Below are 20407 nucleotides of genomic sequence, written 5' to 3'. Positions count from 1 at the left end.
CGGCAAGAATATAGAATCCCCACGAGTGCAGGATTTTTCTTCACACTTTTTCACACACGTCCTACAGGTATTAACAGGCACCCGTGCCCTGCCTGCCTTAGCATACGGCCGGTCATCATCGGAAGATCCGTATGCCTATCATCCTTATCCATCGCCTGCGCCCCGTGGCGCTCGTGGCGCTTCTGGCCCTGTCCGTTGCCGGGTGCAACGACACCGAAGAGCAGGACGCCAAGCCCCCCGTACCCCAGGTCCGGGTAGAAACCCTGCAGCTCCAGCCCCTGGCCATCAGCACGGAACTCAGCGGGCGCCTTCTCGCCCCGCGTACCGCAGAGGTGCGCGCGCGGGTGGCGGGCGTGGTGCTCAAGCGGGTCTACCGCGAAGGCAGCGACGTCAAGCAAGGCGACGTGCTGTTCCTGATCGACCCGGCACCGTTCAAGGCCGACCACGATAGCGCCCGCGCCACACTGGCCAAGGCCCAGGCCAACCTGTACCAGGCCCGCTTGCAGGAGCAACGCTACCGCGAACTGGTCGACGACAAGGCCGTCAGCCGCCAGGAGTACGACAATGCCCGCGCGGCGTTCCTTCAGGCCGACGCCGAAGTGGCCGCTGCCAAGGCAGCGCTTGAACGGGCGCGCCTGAACCTGGGCTACGCCACGGTTACCGCACCGATCTCCGGGCGTATCGGCCGCGCCCTGGTCACCGAAGGCGCGCTGGTGGGGCAGAACGAGACCACGCCACTGGCGACCATCCAGCAACTGGACCCTATCCACGCCGACGTCACCCAGTCGACCCGCGAGCTCAACACCCTGCGCCGTGCGCTGCGTGCTGGCGAGTTGCAGCAGGCAGGCAATGGGGAGGCAAGCGCCACGTTGATCCAGGATGACGGCAGTGCCTACCCGTTGCCCGGCAAACTGCTGTTCTCGGACATCAGCGTGGACCCAAGCACCAACCAGATCACCCTGCGCAGCGAGTTCCCCAACCCTGACCTGGACCTGCTGCCCGGCAGCTACGTGCGCGTGCGCCTGGAGCAGGCCGTACAGCCCAAAGGCATCAGCGTACCGCAGCGCGCCATCCTGCGTGACAGCGCCGGGGTGCCGAAGGTGCTGGTGGTCGACGCGCAGGCACGCATCAGCGAGCGCCAGGTGGTACTGGGCAACGCCCAAAGCGACCGCTGGATCGTCAGTGAAGGCCTGGCCGCCGGCGAGCGTGTGGTCATCGAGGGCCTGCAACACGTCAAGGCCGGTGACCAGGTCCAGGTCGACACTGCCCAGGGCAGCCAACCCATCGCCCAGCACAACGGCCAGTGAGGGCCTGACCCATGCCGCAATTCTTCATCGACCGCCCGGTATTCGCCTGGGTGGTCGCGCTGTTCATCCTGCTGGCCGGCGCCCTGGCCATCCCGCAACTGCCGGTGGCCCAATACCCCAACGTAGCCCCGCCGCAGGTGGAAATCTATGCCGTGTACCCGGGGGCGTCCGCAGCCACCATGGACGAGAGCGTGGTCAGCCTGATCGAGCAGGAGCTCAACGGCGCCGACAACCTGCTGTACTTCGAGTCGCAGAGCAGCCTGGGCAGCGCCACCATTACCGCCACCTTCGAGCCGGGGACCCACCCGGACCTGGCCCAGGTCGACGTGCAGAACCGCCTCAAGGTGGTCGAGTCGCGCTTGCCGCGCCCGGTGACCCAACAGGGCCTGCAGGTGGAAAAAGTGTCCACCGGTTTTCTGCTGCTCGGCACCCTGACCTCTGAAGACGGCAGCCTCGATGAAACCGCTCTGTCGGACATCCTTGCCCGCAACGTGATGAACGAAATCCGCCGCCTCAAGGGCGTCGGCAAAGCCCAGCTGTACGGTTCCGAGCGTGCCATGCGGATCTGGATCGACCCGGGCAAGCTGATCGGTTTCAGCCTTACGCCCAACGATGTGGCCAACGCCATCGCCGCACAGAACGCCCAGGTGGCGCCCGGCAGCATCGGCGACCTGCCTGCCCGCAGCACCCAGGAAATCACCGCCAATGTGGTGGTCAAGGGCCAGCTGAGCACCCCGGAAGAATTTGCCGCCATTGTGCTGCGGGCCAACCCCGACGGCTCGACGGTGACCATCGGCGATGTGGCGCGGGTCGAGATCGGCGCCCAGGAATACCAGTACGGCACACGCCTGAACGGCAAGCCGGCCAGCGCCTTCAGCGTGCAGCTGGCGCCGGGCGCCAACGCCATGGAAACCGCCACCCTGGTACGGGCGAAGATGCAAGAGCTGTCGGTTTATTTCCCGGAGGGAGTCAAGTACGACATCCCCTATGACACATCACCGTTCGTCAAGGTCTCCATCCAGCAGGTCATCAGCACCCTGTTCGAAGCCATGCTGCTGGTGTTCGCCGTGATGTTCCTGTTCCTGCAGAACCTGCGCTATACGCTGATCCCGACCCTGGTGGTGCCGGTGGCGCTGATGGGTACCTTCGCCGTGATGCTGGCGCTGGGCTTCTCGGTCAACGTGCTGACACTGTTCGGCATGGTCCTGGCCATCGGCATCTTGGTCGACGATGCCATCGTGGTGGTGGAGAACGTCGAGCGGATCATGGCCGAGGAAGGCTTGCCGCCGAAGGAAGCAACGCGCAAGGCGATGGGCCAGATCAGCGGCGCCATCATCGGTATCACCCTGGTGCTGGTGGCGGTGTTCCTGCCCATGGCCTTCATGAAAGGCTCTGTCGGGGTGATCTACCAGCAGTTCTCGCTGTCTATGGCGGTTTCGATCCTGTTCTCGGCGTTTCTGGCCCTGAGCCTGACCCCTGCCCTGTGCGCCACCCTGCTCAAGCCGCTGGCCAAAGGCGAGCACCATGAGCGCAAGGGCTTCTTCGGCTGGTTCAACCGCAGTTTCGAACGCATGAGCAACGGCTATGAGCGCTGGGTAGTGCAGGCTCTCAAGCGCAGCGGCCGCTACCTGCTGGTGTATGGCGTGCTGCTGGCGGTGCTCGGCTACGGCTTCAGCCAGTTGCCCACGGCGTTCCTGCCCACTGAAGACCAGGGCTACACCATCACCGACATCCAGCTGCCACCAGGTGCCAGCCGCATGCGTACCGAGCAGGTAGCAGCACAGATCGAGGCGCACAATGCCCAGGAGCCCGGGGTGGGCAACACCACGGTGATCCTCGGTTTCAGCTTCTCCGGCAGCGGGCAGAATGCGGCGCTGACCTTCACCACCCTGAAGGACTGGTCCGAGCGTGGCGCCGACGACAGCGCCCAGTCGATTGCCGACCGCGCCAGCGCCGCATTTTCCCGGATCCGCGATGCGGTAGCGTTCTCTGTGCTGCCGCCTCCCATCGACGGGCTGGGGGAGTCCACCGGTTTCGAGTTCCGCCTGCAGGACCGGGGTGGCATGGGCCATGCCGCGCTGATGGCGGCACGTGACGAACTGCTGGCCGGCGCCGGGAAAAGCAAGGTCTTGGTGAACGTGCGCGAAGCTTCGCTGGCCGAAAGCCCGCAGGTACAGCTGGAAATCGACCGCCGCCAAGCCAATGCATTGGGCATATCGTTCGCCGACATTGGCGCGGTGCTGGACACCGCCGTGGGCTCCAACTACGTCAACGACTTCCCCAACCAGGGCCGCATGCAGCGGGTGGTGGTGCAGGCCGAAGGCGACCAGCGCAGCCAGGTCGAGGACCTGCTGAAGATCCACGTGCGCAACAGCAGCGGCAAGATGGTGCCATTAGGCGCCTTCGTACAGGCCAAATGGGTCAGTGGCCCGGTGCAACTGACCCGCTACAACGGCTACCCGGCCGTGTCGATTTCTGGTGAGCCGGCGGCCGGCTATAGCTCGGGCGAGGCCATGGCCGAAGTCGAGCGTCTGGTCGCGCAATTGCCGGCCGGGGCCGGCCTGGAATGGACCGGCCTGTCGCTGCAGGAGCGCCTGTCCGGCAGCCAGGCACCGCTGTTGATGGCGCTGTCTCTGCTGGTGGTGTTCCTGTGCCTGGCGGCGCTGTACGAAAGCTGGTCGATCCCCACTGCAGTGCTGCTGGTGGTACCGCTCGGCGTGCTTGGCGCAGTGCTGGCGGTGACCCTGCGCGGCATGCCCAACGATGTGTTCTTCAAGGTCGGCCTGATCACCCTGATAGGCTTGTCGGCGAAGAACGCCATCCTCATCATCGAATTCGCCAAAAGCCTGGTGGAGCAGGGCGTGGATGCCGTCGACGCCGCCGTGCAGGCCGCCCGCCTGCGCCTGCGGCCGATCGTGATGACCTCGCTGGCATTCATCCTCGGCGTGGTGCCACTGGCCATCGCCACCGGCGCCAGTTCGGCGAGCCAGCAGGCGATTGGCACCGGGGTGATCGGCGGGATGCTCAGCGCCACATTGGCGGTGGTGTTCGTGCCGGTGTTTTTTGTGGTGGTGATGCGTTTAGGCCGAACTCGCCAAGAACCGGCCGAGGGCAAGTTGACAAACGTCGAGAATCTGTGAGGCCAGTGGGGCTGCATTGCCAGCCCCCTTTGCCCCCCTCCACTGGGCGGTGCAGGCGGCTATTGACTGTCCTGATCCTGTCCCATCACGGCGTCTTTCAACCCTTTACCAGGCTTGAATTTGACAACGGTGGCCTGCTTGATCTGGATCTCTTTACCCGTTCTTGGATCACGCCCCTTGCGCACTTGCCGTACATCGGTTGTGAAAGACCCAAATCCAACCAGCCTGACCTCCCTTTTCTTGACCAATGACTCGGTAATGGCTTCGATCAGCGCTTCGACAACATTGCCAGCCTCGACCTTGGTAAGGTCAGCCTTGAGTGCTACGTCCGCTATCAATTCACTTTTGTTCAAGTCTTTGCTCCTTGGCGTACCTGAATGGGCCTGTGCGTTGCCTGCCACTGATACCATTGAATGAAGATCGACCAATCAGCACAACTGGCAAAAATGCCAGGTCGCCGCTTACCGCCCAGCCTGGACAATTGCACTGCACCGTGGGAGGGTTCGCTGCCCTACGTTCAGGAACCGGCCCAATGACCAAACCCCTACCGCCCTTCACCACGTTGATCCTCGCCGGTGGCCGTGGCCAGCGCATGGGTGGCCGTGACAAGGGGCTGGTTCTCTGGCGCGGCGAGCCGCTGGTGGCGCATGTGCAGCGGGTGGTGCGGCCCCTTTGCGACGATGTGGTGATCTCCTGCAATCGCAACCACAACGTTTATCGTCCGTTCTCCGATCAGCTGGTCTGCGATGCAGAAGCGGACTTCCCAGGCCCGTTGGCTGGGGTGATTGCCGGCCTGACAGCGGCGAGGCATGCGTGGGTGGTGGTGCTGGCATGCGATGCACCGCTGATCGACCCCCACTTGATCGAAGATTTGCTGCAGTTGGCAGTGGCCAATGACAGTGCGGTCATGGCGCGTCAGGGTGGGTATTGGCAGCCGATGTTCAGCGTGCTGCCGCGCAGGCTGCTGCCGTTGCTCAGGCAGGCCTGGGCGGATGGAGAGAGGAGCCTGCAAAAGGCCCTGCTGCACGCGCCGGTCGAGGGTTTGGAATACCCCGTGGGTGACCCACGCTTGAGCAACTTCAATAGCCCAGATCTGCTGCAGGACTAGGCCAGGTCGCTTGAGCCGGCGATGCGCAAGCGACCTGGTTGCTATCTACACTGCGCACACGCCTCATTCACCATTGATCGTGTAAACCAGTTCCTCCTGGGGGGCTCCAGAGTACGCGTGAACAGCGTTTCACCCCGATACACAAGCTGCACTTTCTCGGGCCGATCAGAAGTATCGAGATTGACATGGAATTTGTTCATCACATTCGCCTGCAGACGGATGCCGGGCAGATTGTAGCGCCGCACCCCAGCTACCGTGACTACCCAAAGCTGCCAGCCAGGGTTTGCGGATGCACCACTGTCATCCTCGTAGACGAAGCCGTAGGCACCATGCAAAGCGGGATAAATATAGTGTGGTAACTCACGCTGCGGGTCGTAGTAACCCACCAGCGTAGTGATGGGTACACCGAACTTTTGCGGCACGCGCTCAACACTCACATCCTCTGCATGGGTGTACTCACGCCAGGTTCCCCCCTCAGACATATACAGTCTCAGGGAGCCTTGGGAGAGCGGCAAAATCAGGCCATTGATATGAAGCTGCGTCTGGTACGCGGCCCCCTGATCAATGCTGATAACCCGGCGCTCGTTCAACTCAGAGGCAGGAGGCACGTGGATGGCAGGCCCCCAGTCCCCGTCGCGCATCACGACATTGAGCACGGCGAAACCGGCCAACAGGCTCTGGAGGTTAGCCTGACTCAAGTCATTGTTTGGCACAGTGATTCGCGCCATGCTCGTGTCTAACAGGATCGTCTCTGTCCAGGTTGCCCCGTTCGAGCGATAGCTCTTGAAAAACCCTCGCCCGATGTTCAACGTCTGACCATTGATGGACAGTTGGCTATTGTAACCGGCGTCATGATTGAAGGTGATCACGCAGTTGGCATTGGAGGATGCAGCACGCGGAACTTCAATACGCGGCGCCCAGTTTCCATCCTCCATTTCGACCCTCACCACGGTATTGAGGTCGAACAAGGCCGACAGGGCAGCGTCGCTCAAGTCGTTGTTGGGAGCTGTTAGTTGGGGGCGTAAGTCAACTCTGTGAGCGTAAGGTTCCATGCCTTGAGCAAGGGCACTCCAGCGGCGGAAGCCTGTCGCTGAATCAGACGCAAAAACTGCCTTTCCCTCAAAGAATTCCTGAGTGATTGCCGCGGTATGAGGCGTGTGCAACGTGAAACGGTTCAAATGGGACATCGGTGCGCCGCCCGCCATCGGGTCGAGACCGAAGGCATGGCCATGAAAAGGCGCCTGGCACTGATCCTCGACGCAGGTGGGTTCTTGCGTAATGTTCGCCCGGAAGTTGGGTATGAACTGACCAAGGCGCATGTCCCAGCCCCACGTCGCGTTCAAAGCCTGCGCGGGGCGATGTACGGAGCCGCCGAACCCGCCAGGGTAATGGCCCAGTCCGTAATTATGCCCAACCTCGTGACTGAACTCATTGCCCAGTGAGTCATCCAGCGTGACGATGCCTCCCCCTCCCGACCCGCCGTGCACCTGAATACCATTCACGTATCTCCCCTGGCTATTGTGTGCGGTGAGCTGTGCTGCAACATAGGGGCTCTGCTCGCCCTCCCCGGGCGTACTGTGGAGCCCATAGTTAGCGTTATTGATGCCTAGAGATATCAGCTCCTTACCGATCCTTTGTCGCATTGTGCCGCTATGCCAACCACCCTCGCTTGGGTCAAAGTCAGTCAATAATTGCCCATCTGGCAACATGACTTCCGGCAAGTGCAGAGATTGATAGTTGCTTACGATCATCCGGGCCACGGGAATGGTTTGGAAATATTCAGTGTGGGCATCCGGTTCGTTTGCAAACGCGTACTCGTCACGTGGCGGCGTGAGCATGCCAATATCGATGGTATGAATCAGCAACTCAGTACGCCCGCCCACCGCTACGCTGCCCAGTGTCCCAAGCAGATCTCCAGCGCTGAAACGCATTGATGTACCGGGGTTCAACCATGCGCCTGGAATTTCGATACTCCAGGTATTTTCCGAATAGACCAGCATTCGATTTGCCCATTCGTGATCACTGATCCATTGCCCAGCAGCGAAGATGAATTGGCATTCTTCCCCTTTGGAGACAACGACTGAGCGACCGCTATAGAACACAGTCGAACTGTAGCCAGCCGCTGAGTTGAAGCTCACCCGCTGCCCGCAAACCACTTCTTGTGTGGGTAAATAAATACCACTCACCCAACTCCCATCGCCCGTCTGAATCACCACCCAATCGTGCGACCTCAACGTTGCCTTCAAATAAGTAGCTGCGGGATCATCAAGGCGATCCAACTCGCTGCTGCTATTGATGACATAGGGGTCCTCTGGCGGGAGGGAAAAGTCAAGATCACCCGCATCGCTTGCGACACTGTACACCGTCTCAGGTAAATCATAGGGGCTGTTCATTTGGAGCACCCCTGATAAACGGCCGTCTCTATCGACAACGCTGACCTCAAGGCTTTCAATCCGGTCTTTCAATGCTCCTAACGGTTTTACCAAGAGCAATGCTGTGCGCCCTGCCACCAGATGGGGCTGCTCGTCCCCGACACTGGGCGTCACAGGAACAATCTGACTCTGAGCAAACTTTACATGGGCTGCCAATGAGCCCTGCAAATGATTGGTGTTGCCGCAGGTATCAAAAACCACGCTGGCTTTATAAATCACCACCCCGCCATCAGGCCTGCTCTCCAGATAAAACCTCTGGGCTCTGTCCTTCTGCGCATGGGCTTTGGCTGCTGCCCCTGCATCCGTCATTTCGAGTACGGCGGGATAGTTCATTGAATGCAGCGTGTACGTACCATCGTCGTATGCTTGCAACTCAAAGCTTTGCCATGCATTCCCACCATAGGGCGACACCCAGACGTCGTCCTCCGACATCGTGAGTGCTGCGTCATACCGCAGAGCACGGATACCTATTGATCCATCGTTCTGCGGCACCACCCGGAAATGTTGAGAAATATCTCCTGTGTAAGGTTCTACATAAAGGCAGTCATCCCGCATCGTCAGAGCCAGTACTGTTTCCATGTAACCCCCTTCAGCGTGTCATTTATTCAACTATGGGCGCCCTTTGCTGTTGGCCGATACTGGCAAAATTGCCAGGCTGTGGTGCGCAATACAGGCCCTCTGCGCAGCTGACTTTCGCCCCACACCCTCTAGCCCCACGTCCCCCAACCCTGGGGAACAGCACCCAAACAACACGTTTCAAACAACGACGCGCGAAGTACCGCACCCCTTGCGCTATAAACCCTGCAGCACCATTTCGCGCACTTGGCACGGCTGTTGCCGATGTCCTCCCAGACGCCCCAAGTCCATGGGCCCGTTTGCAGGAGGAATGACTCATGCACCGACCGATACCCACACCGCTGGCCGTGGCGATTTTCGCCAGCATGCTCCAGCTCCCGGCACAGGCAGCGCTGTATGCCGTCGACACCGGTCCCTATAACCCCGCCAATGGCAACTTCGCCGCCTGGTACCAGGACACGCACGGGCGAACCCTTGACCTGTGCCTGACCAAAACCGTCAGCTCACGTGTTGCTGGCGCCCCGGGGGCACCGGCGTACATGTGTACGCTGCTGCCCACGCCTGGCGTATTCGACGACACACAACCCATCGTTTTCCCCAGCAACTTCCCTGACGAAGCCTTCTGGTTCACCGCCGACGCCGCCATCGTCGATGCCGCCCGCGGCATCGACCTGAGTTACGGCACGGCCATCGAAGCGGCGTTCGCCGCTGAGGAACCCGTCGAAGGCGATCAGGTCAGCTTCGCCCGGGTCCGTATCCGCGTCGATGTGCCGACCGCCGGCACCTACATCGTCACGCACCCCTACGGCGTCGACGTGTTCGACGTGCCCGCCGCCGGTGATCGGGCGATCAACATGACCCGCGATATCGGCATCGCTGGCGCCGGTGACTTCAGCGGCGCGCTCAAAGGTGACGTGGGGCCGTTCCTGCGCAGCGTCAACGGCCCCTACACCGAGGGCAGCGAGCGCTTCATCGGCGACCCGAACCTGGAAGAGCCTGTCACCGGCAGCCCGTACAACACCAACTACGTGCGTATCGAGGGCCCCGGTGGCATCGACCTGCGCACCGAGCTGTTCTCGATCTCCGGCAAGCTCTCCGACGTTGCCCGGCCAACCCCGTTGATGCCACTGCGCAGTACCTATTCGCGGCACACCGAGGACGGCGACCTGCGTGCCCAGCAGGACGTCTTCGTGATGGCCCCGCCGCCTCCGGCCACCGTCACCCTGACCAGCCAGACGCCAAACCTGAGCCTGACCGAAGCCAACAGTACCGGCGCCTGGTATGCCCAGTCAGTCCTCAACCCGCTGTTGCCGGCCTCGTTGACATTGACCGCTGACAACAGTGTGGCGATCCCCACCAGCAGCCTGGCCACCGTCAACCTGCCGTTGACCGACCTGGTGACCATCACCCGTGCCGAATTCAGCCTGGCCAGCGGCCAGTTGACCCTGGTGGCAAGCACCAGTGACGAGACCAGCCCACCGGTCCTCACCGCCCACACCGGCAACGGTGCGCTGATCGGCGACCTCGCTGGCAGCGGTGCGGTGAAAACGTTGAGCACCTCCCTGTCGCCCATCCCGCCGGCCAAGGTGCAGGTCACCAGTGCCAATGGCGGTAGCGACAGCGAAGACGTGGTGCTGGTGCCATGAACAGACAAAGGCTCCGCCTTCAAGGAGGCAGCATGAACACTTGGCAACGCCGTGCGCTGTTGGCCGCCGGTTTCTCCCTCACTGTGACCAGCGCGGCCTGGGCCGCACTGTCGGAGGTCGATCCGGGCCCCTACACCTTTGCCACCGGTGGATACCCGATGTGGTACAAGGACACCGACAACCTGTCCCTGGAGCTGTGCCAGTCGCGCGCTACCAGCACCCGGTTCCCTGGTGCGCCGGGCGCACCGGCTTACATGTGCACCCTGCTGCCTGAGCCGGGCGTTTACGACGACGCACTGCCACTGGTATTCCCCGACAACTGGCCCCCAGAGATGTTCTGGTTCCTGGCTGAAACCTCGATCCCGCAGGTGGGCAACAGTGGTTATGAACTGGAAGTCTACGTAGCAGGCATAGAAGCCGCTTTCGCCGCAGAAAACCCGGTAGACGGTGACCAGCAAAGCTTTGCCCGCATCCGTATCCGCGCCTCGGTACCGACGACCGGCACCTATGTCATCACCCACCCTTACGGTGTAGAAACGATCAACGTGACCGCAGCCGGTCGGCGGGCGATCAACGTCACCCGCGACATCGGCATCGGCGCCCCGGGCGACTTCAGCGGAGCGCTCAACGGCAACATCGGGCCGTGGCTGCGCGGGGTCGGTGGCCCCTATACCGAAGTCAACCCGGACACGGGAGCCAGCGAAACCTTCATCGGCGATCCGAACCTCACCGAAGCGGTGACCGGTAGCCCGTTCAATACCAACTTCGTGCGCATCGAAGGGCCAGCCGGGGCCATCCAGACCAATGTGTTCACGGTGTCGGGCAAGGTGCTTGACCAGCGTGCGCAAACGCCGGTAACCCTGGAGCGCGCCACCTACTCGCGCAACGGCGCCGGCACCCGGGTCGAAGTCTTCGCCAAGGCGCCGAACGATGCTGATGTATGCATGCGCAATGGCCTGGCCCTGGTCGGGACTCCACCCTCGCCCTGCCAGTTCAGCCTGCTTGCGGATAACAACGGGCTGTTCTTCACCCAGCAGTTGAGCCAGACCGCGCCGCCGCCGGTAGTGGTGGTCACCGGCAGCACGGCTACCGGCGGCACCCGCCCTACTTCACTGTCGAGCAAGCTGACAGATGTGGTGAAAGTGGACACTGCCCGCTACGACTGGACCAACAAGCGCCTGGTGATCGAAGCACGCTCCAGCGACGAGGTGGTAGTCCCCGACCTGGTTGCCCAAGGCTACGGCCGCCTGTCCAAATCCGGCACCCTGCAGAGCCTGACCGTCAACGACCTCAGCCAGCCGCCAGCCACTGTCACCATCAAGTCCGCCCATGGCGGCAGCGATGAGGAGCCGGTGATCGTGGTCGGCAACGCACCGATCGAAGCCGAAAACCAGGCGCCGCTGGCCCAGGCCGATTCCGGCAGTACCAGCGTCGGTGTACCGCTGACCCTCAACCTGTTGCAGAACGACAGCGATCCGGACGGTGACGTACCGCTGACCATCAGCGACCTGACCCAACCGGGTACCGGCCTTGGCGGTGTTGTGCTAAACGGCACCACGTCGGTCACCTACACCCCGCCAGCCGGCGCCACACAACCCCTGGTCGCCACCTTCAGCTATCAGGCGGTGGACGCCAAGGGCCTGAAGTCCACACCGGCCACCGTGACCGTGAACGTTGCACCGAACCAGCCGCCAACCGTGGCAGCCCAGACCGTCGCGACACTGGGCGTACCCCTGAGCATCAACGTACTGGCAGGCGCCGCCGACCCGGAAGGCAACGCACCACTGGTGGTCGACAACGTCACGCAACCCGCTGCCGGCCGCGGTACGGTCAGCACCGACGGCAGCACGGTGACCTACACGCCACCGGCGACGGTCACCACAGCGTTCACCACCACCTTCACCTTCCAGGTGCGTGACTCGCTCGGTTCGCTTTCCAACCCCGGCACCATCACCGTCAACGTGTCGCCACGCCCGGCCGCAGAAACCTTTGCGGTCACCGCGGCAACGGTCACGGCGCGCTCCAATAACCGTTTCAACTGGGACATCAGCGGCACCTCGTCGGTCACCACCGGCAACACCGTCACCGTGCGCGTGACCACCACCACGGGTGAGCAGACCCTCGGCACCGTCACGGTACCGATAACCGGACGCTGGCGCCTGGCAGTGGGCAACAGCACCACGATGATCCCGACTGCCGCGCCTACGGCAACCGTAACCAGCAGCCAAGGCACCACACGCACCATCAACGTCGTTGTGCGCTAAGGCCAGGAGAACGTCATGAAACGCCTTCACCCACTGCTGCTGAGCCTGGCCCTGGCGGGTCAGGCTCAGGCCGACGACCTGATGGACAACGCCGACCTTGCCGCCGGCAGCGACCTCGGTGACCCGGTGATCATCCGCCTGTTACCGGCAGGTGCCGGCCAGGTGGCGGTGATCGAGCAGCTGGGTTCGGGCAACCGCGCCGCCCTCGACCAGAACGGCCAGGCCCTGCTGGGCCGCATCGTCCAGGCCGGGGGCGCACAGGAAGCGTACATCCTGCAAGAAGGTAGTGACCTGATGGCCAGCATCAGCCAACAGGGAAATGGCAACAGCGCGTCGATCCGCCAGAGCGGCACCAGCAACAACGCCAGCATCGAGCAGATCGGCAACGACAACAGCGCCAGCATTGTGCAAGCCGGCTCGGGCCTGAACAGTTCCGTGACCCAGGCCGGCAATGGCCAGCATGTTCAGATCACTCAATACCGATAGACCTGGAGGCACCACCATGTTCAAGCTCGCTCCCCTAAGTGCCGCTATCCTCCTGGCCGTGGCCGGCCAGGTCATGGCGGACGACAGCACCTCGACCCAGTCGCAGACCGGCAACCAGAACATCGCCGAAGTCAGCCAGACCGTCGCGCCCTTCGCCGCCGCCACCCAGAACCAGACCGGCAAGGGCCACAACCACCTGGCGGTGCAGGACACCAGCACCAGCTACATCGACCAGACCGCCAGTGGCTCGTACAACGCCGGCTACGCCGAGCAGTTGGTCGAAAATGGCAGCCAGATCACCCAGCAAGCCGAGGGCACCTACAACGACGCCTTCGCCAGCCAGTCGTTGGGTGAAAACAACCAGGCGCTGCAGATGCAACAAGGCGCCGAGAACCGCTCGACCGTGTGGCAGGATACCCAGCTGGGCAGCCAGGCCACCACCCAGCAGAGCGGCCAGCGCAACGAAGCCTTCGTCGAACAGCTGTTCGGCGGCAGCAACAACAAGAGCCTGGTGAACCAGGACGGCCAGGACAACTATGCCGCTGCCGAACACCTGACGCACAACGACGGCAATATCGAGATCTACCAGCAAGGCAAGCAGAACTGGGCCTATGGCGACCAGCGCGACGGCACCGGCGGCCTCATAGGCATCGATCAGAACGGCACGGGCAACTCGGTGGAAGTCTGGCAGGACACTCAAGTCGGCAGCCAGGCCACCGTCAACCAGAATGGCCAGCTCAACGAAGGCTACATCGACCAGAGCCTGGGCCAGGACAACACTGCCAGCCTGTATCAACAAGGCAAGTCCAACGCCAGCTGGTCCGATCAGTTCGAGACCACCAACTCGACCACCAGCATCTCCCAGACCGGCACCAGCAACCTGCACTTCACCTACCAGACCGGCGACAACCAGAGCCTGACCGTGACCACTCAAGGTACCGGTAACAAGGTCATGGCCAGCAACTGGAAAGGCGAGAAACTTGGCGGGCAGTTCGGCAGCGACCAGACCGCCGTGATCAACCAGAGAGGCACGGAAAACAGCGTCAACCTGACCCAGAACGGTACCTTGCAACTGGCCACCCTGGGCCAGAAAGGCACCAACAACTCGATGGAAACCAAGCAGGCCGACAGCAACAACGAGCTGTACTTCGAGCAGAACGGCACCGACAACATCCTGATCGCTGACCAGCGCGGCATCGACAACTATGCCACCGGCGACACCACCGGCACCGGCAACACCATCACCCTGGACCAGTCCGGCTACGCCAACCAGAGCTTCACCACCCAGCTGTACGGCAGTGGCAACAGCGCCACCATCAAGCAGGCCGATACCGCCAACGTCGCCTACGTGACCCAGGGCGGCGCCGGCAACATGGCGTTCGTCGACCAGAGCGGGGCCAACCAGGCCGCCACCATCACCCAGATGGGCAACGGCAACACGGCCACCGCCACCCAGCGCTAAGCAGCTCCCCCTTGAACCGCAGCGCTTCTCTCCCTGGCGTTGCGGTTCCTTTTTTTGTGCTCCACACGCTATCGGGGCGCCAGGTTATCGGGACGCGGATGTTTTTGACTGCCGGCTGCAACAACCTTTTATGCACTTTTCGCTGCCTGATCTAGACTTTTCGCGACAACCCCGCAAGTTCAAGCCTGCGACAATCAGACTCAGAACATTATGTACCAACTTGTTAATTAGCTTGCTAAGGGCTTAAACTGCGCACATTCCACCTGCTGAGATCCCTGGCATGAACGAAACACCGCGCGCCTCTGGCGCCACAAACATCATCCTGGTCGGCTTGGGCGTGATCATCGCCCTGCTCGGCCTCCTCCTGGCTGCCGGCGGCGTCAAGCTCGCGGGCCTTGGCGGCTCTTGGTACTTCCTGATCGGCGGCCTGGCCATGGCCATCGCCGGCGTACTCATTGCCCGACGCAAGAAAGCCGGTGCCTGGCTGTACGCTGCATTCCTGATCGGCACCGCACTGTGGGCACTGATCGACGCCGGCCTGGTGTTCTGGCCGCTGTTCTCGCGCCTGTTCATGTTCGGTGCTATCGGCATGGTGGTGGCGCTCGTCTACCCGCAGCTGGTACGTGCCAATGGCGGTAGCACTGGCCGTGGTGCCTACGGCATCGCCGGCGTGCTGGCCGTGGTGCTGGTGATCGCTGCGGGCAACATGTTCGTTGCCCATCCAAGCGTCGCGCCTACCGGCAAAGGCCCGGGCATGACCCCGGTCGAAGCCGGCAAGGAGCAGAAGGACTGGGCCCACTATGGCAATACCGAAGGTGGCAGCCGCTTCGCTGCACTGGACCAGATCAACCGCGACAACGTCGACAAGCTCAAGGTCGCCTGGACCTACCGCACAGGTGACGTCGCCGTCAGCGATGGCAACGGTGCCGAAGACCAGCTGACCCCGTTGCAGGTTGGCAACAAGGTGTTCATCTGCACCCCGCACAACAACCTGATCGCCCTCGATGCCGACACCGGCAAAGAGCTGTGGAAAAACGAGATCAACGCCCAGTCCAAAGTGTGGCAGCGTTGCCGTGGCATGGCCTACTTCGACGCTACCGCGCCAGTGGCCCAGCCAACTCAGCCAAACAGCTCGCCGGTAACCGTCGGTAGCGTACCGGCTGGCGCCAACTGCCAGCGTCGCCTGCTGACCAACACCATCGACGGCCGGCTGATCGCAGTCGACGCCGACACTGGTGAGTTCTGCCAAGGCTTCGGCAACAATGGCCAGGTCAACCTGATGGCCGGCCTGGGTGACGTACCGAACTCCTACTACCAGCTGTCGTCCGCACCGCTGATGGCCGGTACCACCGTGGTGGTAGGCGGCCGTGTCGCCGACAATGTCCAGACCGACATGCCAGGCGGCGTGATCCGTGGCTTCGACGTGTTCACCGGTGCCATGCGCTGGGCATTCGACCCGGGCAACCCGCAAGACCGCAACGCTCCGGCCGACGGCAGCACCTATGTGCGCAGCACCCCGAACAGCTGGGCGCCGATGTCCTACGACCCGGCGATGAACACCGTGTTCCTGCCGATGGGCTCCTCGTCCACCGACATCTACGGTGTCGAGCGCAGCAAGCTGGACCACACCTACGGCGCTTCGGTGCTGGCCCTGGACGCCACCACCGGCAACGAAAAGTGGGTGTTCCAGACCGTGCACAACGACCTGTGGGACTTCGACCTGCCGATGCAGCCAAGCCTGATCGATTTCACCAAGGACGACGGCAAGTCGGTACCTGCGGTGGTGATCGGCACCAAGGCCGGGCAGATCTACGTGCTCGACCGCGCCACCGGCAAGCCGCTTACCCAGGTTGACGAAGTTCCGGTCAAGCCAAGCAACATCCCGAACGAGCCGTACTCCCCGACCCAGCCTAAATCGGTGGGCATGCCACAGATCGGCGCACAGACCCTGACCGAGTCGGACATGTGGGGCGCCACGCCATATGACCAACTGCTGTGCCGTATCGACTTCAAGAAGATGCGCTACGACGGCCTGTACACCGCACCGGGCACCGACCTGTCGCTGAGCTTCCCCGGTTCGCTGGGTGGCATGAACTGGGGCAGCATTTCCACCGACCCGGTCCATGGTTTCATCTTCGTCAACGATATGCGCCTGGGCCTGTGGATCCAGATGATCCCGTCGCAGAACAAAGGCCAGGCCGCTGGCGGTGGTGAAGCGCTGAACACCGGCATGGGCGCCGTACCGCTCAAAGGCACCCCTTATGCGGTGAACAAGAACCGCTTCCTGTCGGTCGCCGGCATCCCTTGCCAGGCACCACCGTTCGGCACCCTGACCGCCATCGACATGAAGACCCGCCAGGTGGCTTGGCAGGTACCGGTCGGCACCGTCGAAGATACCGGCCCGCTGGGTATCCGCATGCACCTGCCGATCAAGATCGGCCTGCCAACCCTGGGCGGCACGCTGTCCACCCAAGGCGGCCTGGTGTTCATCGCCGGCACCCAGGACTTCTACCTGCGCGCTTATGACAGCAGCAACGGTAACGAGATCTGGAAAGCCCGCCTGCCAGTCGGCAGCCAGGGTGGCCCGATGACCTATGTCTCGCCCAAGACTGGCAAGCAGTACGTGGTGGTCACTGCCGGCGGCGCCCGCCAGTCGACTGACCGTGGCGACTACGTGATTTCTTACGCACTGCCGTAAACCGCGTCGCTTTCATCGCCGGCAAGCCGGCTTCCACAGGTTCGTTGAAATACCTTGTGGGGGCCGGCTTGCTGGCGATGAGGCCCTGAAAGATCAATTCGAGACCCCGCAATGCCATCCGCTATTCGCATCACCTCCCCCCTTCTGCTGGCCCTGGCCAGCACCACCGCCCTGGCCGACGGCGACCTCATGACGCGCAGCACCATGACCGGTGACTGGGGCGGCCTGCGCCACCAGCTTGAAGAAGACGGCATCAAGGTCACTGGCGACTACAGCGGCGAGACCGCGTACAACGCCCACGGTGGCCTGCACCGCTCGGCGCGCTATTCGCAGAACCTCAAGTTCGGCGTGCAGTTCGACCTGTCGAAACTGTATGGCCTGGATAACGGCGGCAAGGTCCAGCTGACCATCAACGACCGTCGCGGCAACAGCGCCTCGGAAGACCTGGTGGGCAACCGCCTGCCGATCCAGGAAAACTACGGCGGCCTGTACACCCGCCTGACCGAACTGAGCTACGAGCGCACCCTGTTCACCCCGGCGCTCAACGTCAAGCTCGGCTACATGGCCATGGGCAACGACCTCGGCGGCCTGGACAGCGGCATCCTGTGCAACTTCATGAACGCCGGCTTCTGCGGTCACCCGCTGAACATGTCGGGTGGCAGCGGTTGGGCCAACTACCCCAACGCCCACCTGGGCGTGCGCGTGAAGTACGACCTGTCGCCATCTTGGCAGTTGCGCGTGGCGGCGTTCAACGTCGACCCCGAAAGCAACGGCAACTCCAGCCGCGCCTGGCACCTGGGGCCCAAGCACACCACAGGCACCGTGGTGCCGGTCGAGCTGATCTACAAGCTGCAGGGTGAATTGCCGGGTGAATACAAGCTGGGCTACTACTACGACAGCTCCGACGTCAAACGCATTGGCAGTGATGACGAAGTGTCCGGCCGTGGCGGCCATTACCTGCTGATCGACCAGGCGGTGTGGAACGATGCCGGTTTGCCGGGGCGCAGCCTGCATGCTTTCGGCCAGTACTCGGCGTCGAGCAAGGCAGCCTCGCCATTTACCAAGTGGTATGGCGCCGGTGTGGTGCTGTACAAGCCGTTCGAAGGCCGCCCGCGTGACACCGTGGCGCTGGGTTATGGCCGCGCCGTGCCGAACCCGCGCAGCCGTGACGTCCTGGAAGATGCCGCGTTCGATGCCGGGCAGCAGTTCCCGGACATCGACAGCGCCGAGCAATTGATCGAACTGAGCTACGGCTACCAGGCAACGCCATGGCTGAACCTGCGTCCGGATGTGCAGTACATCATCGAGCCTGGTGCCTTCTCCGGCCAGGACATCGACAATGCGCTGGTGGTGGGGCTACAGGTCAAAGCGACCTTCTGATCCCCCGGGGCCGCTGTGCGGCCCCTTTTCAATCCTGCCTGAGGTAATCCACCAGCCTCGACAGCATCGCATCACACCCCTGCAACTGCTCGACACTGACAAACTCATCCGGCTTGTGCCCCTGCTCCATGCTCCCCGGGCCACACACCACGGTGGGGATGCCTGCCTGATCGAACAACCCGCCTTCGGTGCCGAACGCCACCGTACCGAATTCATCCGACCCGCTGAGCAATGCGACCAACCGCGCCGCCTCGCCGTCGGCAGGTGTGGCCAACCCTGGATAAGCACTCAGCGGCTCCAGATGAATGGCACTGGCCGCGTTCACAGTGCGCATGCGCGGCAACAATTCGGCCTCGGCATAGGCCTGCAACTGATCGGCCACCGTCTGCGCTTCAAAGCCTGGCAAGGCGCGCACCTCAAAGTCGAATGCACATTCTTCGGGCACGATATTCAGCGCCCTGCCGCCCTTGATGGTGCCTGTCTGCACCGTCGAGAACGGCGGATCAAAGCGCTTGTCGTGCTGTTCGGGCAGCGCCAGCGCGTCACCAATCTCGCCCAGTTTGCCGATCAGCCTGGCGGCATATTCGATGGCATTCACACCATACGGCGCATAGGCCGAATGGCACGCCGCGCCGTGCACCTGGCAACGCATGGCCAGCTTGCCTTTGTGGCCGAGCACCGGTTTTAGCTCGGTAGGCTCGCCAATCAGGCAAAGCCGCGGTTTGTCAGGCCGCTGTTCGAGCGCGGCGAGCATCGAGCGCACACCCAGGCAACCCACTTCCTCGTCATAGGAAAACGCCAAATGCACCGGCATGCGCAGCGGCTGCGCAAGAAATGCGGGTACTGCTGCCAAGACCGAGGCAATGAAACCTTTCATGTCCGCCGTGCCACGGCCATACAGGCGCCCATCGCGTTCACTCAGGGCAAACGGCTCGACCGTCCAGGCCTGGCCATCCACCGGCACCACATCGGTATGCCCGGACAGCACCACGCCACTAACATCAGCGGGGCCGATGGTGGCGAACAGGTTGGCCTTGGTGCCTTCAGGGTTATGGAACAGTTCGCTGTCCACACCCTGTTCGGCCAGATAGTCGCGGATGAAGTCGATCAGCTGCAGGTTGGAGTCGCGACTGACCGTGGCATAGCCGATCAGCCGGGCCAACAGGGCGCGGCTGGTGAACTCACTCATCACCCGGCACCCCATAGCTCGGTGCAGTCGTCGGGTTCAGCGCGCGGGTAACGTAGTCCTGCATCTGCGGGCGGTACGCCTGCCACAGACCATCGAGCACGCCGATCGGGTTTTCATCGGCCCAGTCCACGCGCAGGTCCACCAGCGGCCAGGTCAGCTCGCCCGCGATCTTCAGCGCCGCCGAGTGCACCGGGCCTGCCTCGCCACCTGCAGCCATTGCCGCATGCATGGCCGCCAGCAGGCGATCAGCCAGGTGCCCGCCGGCCTGTTCGAAGGCTTGCACCATGGCTTCGATGACCTGTACCGAAGACAACAGGTTACCGGCCGCCGCGCATTGCTCACCGGCCACGGCGTTGTGCACACCCAACGCCTGCTTGCCGGTGAACAGCGCCACCTGGCCATTACTGTCGATCACCGTGACCTGGCGGTACTCGCTCCAGCCATTGGCGCTGAGCACCCGGTCCAGCGCTGCCGCAGGCGGCAGCTGGCCCTGCTCCAAGGCATCGAGGATCTGTGGGCCAAGCGCCGGCAAGGTGATGTTCTGGGTGGCAACGGCGCCGACGCCTGCACGTACCCAAGGGCAACGCGCCCCTACGGCGATGCTCGACGAACTGATGGCGATACCGACCTGGCCGGTTTCCTGGCAGCGTCCGATGATGGAGAAGGTCATGAAAAGGCTCCTGTTGTTCTGGGCGATTGCAGGCATTCTGGGCAGAACC

Annotated in this window: 13 protein-coding genes; 9 read left to right on the top strand and 4 right to left on the bottom strand. The window is 62.7% G+C overall.

Annotated features, from left to right (window positions below):
• Positions 1-131: 131 nt before the first annotated feature.
• Positions 132-1307: an efflux RND transporter periplasmic adaptor subunit gene (locus IWW33_RS22465; protein ID WP_046785972.1), complete on the top strand. Its 1176-nt coding sequence runs from the start codon at positions 132-134 to the stop codon at positions 1305-1307.
• A gap of 11 nt (positions 1308-1318) precedes the next feature.
• Positions 1319-4447: an efflux RND transporter permease subunit gene (locus IWW33_RS22460; protein ID WP_174141906.1), complete on the top strand. Its 3129-nt coding sequence runs from the start codon at positions 1319-1321 to the stop codon at positions 4445-4447.
• 59 nt (positions 4448-4506) lie between these two features.
• On the opposite strand, the gene IWW33_RS22455 is transcribed toward IWW33_RS22460, so the two are convergent.
• Positions 4507-4857, bottom strand: a complete 351-nt coding sequence (locus IWW33_RS22455) for an HU family DNA-binding protein (RefSeq protein ID WP_115274596.1) — start codon at positions 4855-4857, stop codon at positions 4507-4509.
• 122 nt (positions 4858-4979) lie between these two features.
• On the opposite strand from IWW33_RS22455, the gene mobA reads away from it, so the two are divergent.
• The gene (gene mobA / locus IWW33_RS22450) at positions 4980-5555 is read left to right on the top strand and encodes a molybdenum cofactor guanylyltransferase MobA (protein ID WP_115274595.1); all 576 of its coding nucleotides are present in this window, start codon (positions 4980-4982) and stop codon (positions 5553-5555) included.
• Between the two features lie 41 nt (positions 5556-5596).
• Here the strand turns inward: mobA and IWW33_RS22445 are convergent, their stop codons facing one another.
• A complete protein-coding gene (locus IWW33_RS22445) occupies positions 5597-8566 on the bottom strand; it encodes a M66 family metalloprotease (RefSeq protein ID WP_231386184.1) in 2970 nt (989 codons plus the stop codon).
• A 314-nt stretch (positions 8567-8880) separates the two neighbouring features.
• On the opposite strand from IWW33_RS22445, the gene IWW33_RS22440 reads away from it, so the two are divergent.
• The 6 genes from IWW33_RS22440 (at position 8881) to IWW33_RS22415 (ending at position 18499) form a co-directional block, all read left to right on the top strand.
• Entirely contained in the window at positions 8881-10209 is a 1329-nt protein-coding gene (locus tag IWW33_RS22440) for a hypothetical protein (protein ID WP_115274593.1), read from the top strand.
• A gap of 32 nt (positions 10210-10241) precedes the next feature.
• Positions 10242-12473: an Ig-like domain-containing protein gene (locus IWW33_RS22435; RefSeq protein ID WP_174141905.1), complete on the top strand. Its 2232-nt coding sequence runs from the start codon at positions 10242-10244 to the stop codon at positions 12471-12473.
• Between the two features lie 15 nt (positions 12474-12488).
• The gene (locus IWW33_RS22430) at positions 12489-12959 is read left to right on the top strand and encodes a curlin (protein WP_046785966.1); all 471 of its coding nucleotides are present in this window, start codon (positions 12489-12491) and stop codon (positions 12957-12959) included.
• A gap of 16 nt (positions 12960-12975) precedes the next feature.
• Positions 12976-14421, top strand: a complete 1446-nt coding sequence (locus IWW33_RS22425; protein ID WP_046785965.1) for a curlin — start codon at positions 12976-12978, stop codon at positions 14419-14421.
• 280 nt (positions 14422-14701) lie between these two features.
• On the top strand, positions 14702-17119 hold the full coding sequence (locus IWW33_RS22420) for a glucose/quinate/shikimate family membrane-bound PQQ-dependent dehydrogenase (RefSeq protein ID WP_046785964.1): 2418 nt from the start codon (positions 14702-14704) through the stop codon (positions 17117-17119).
• Between the two features lie 111 nt (positions 17120-17230).
• Entirely contained in the window at positions 17231-18499 is a 1269-nt protein-coding gene (locus tag IWW33_RS22415; protein ID WP_046785963.1) for a carbohydrate porin, read from the top strand.
• Between the two features lie 28 nt (positions 18500-18527).
• On the opposite strand, the gene argE is transcribed toward IWW33_RS22415, so the two are convergent.
• Entirely contained in the window at positions 18528-19688 is a 1161-nt protein-coding gene (gene argE, locus IWW33_RS22410) for an acetylornithine deacetylase (RefSeq protein ID WP_174141904.1), read from the bottom strand.
• Complete coding sequence (locus IWW33_RS22405) at positions 19681-20358, bottom strand: DUF1028 domain-containing protein (RefSeq protein WP_012314808.1); 678 nt, start codon at positions 20356-20358, stop codon at positions 19681-19683. The genes argE and IWW33_RS22405 overlap by 8 nt, the downstream gene beginning before the upstream one ends.
• Positions 20359-20407: the final 49 nt, after the last annotated feature.

Origin of the sequence: Pseudomonas sp. M2 (assembly GCF_015751845.1) — a bacterium.
GTDB lineage: Bacteria > Pseudomonadota > Gammaproteobacteria > Pseudomonadales > Pseudomonadaceae > Aquipseudomonas > Aquipseudomonas putida_E.
The sequence above is the reverse complement of the archived record's forward strand: the minus strand, read 5'-3'. Positions and strand labels throughout refer to the sequence as shown.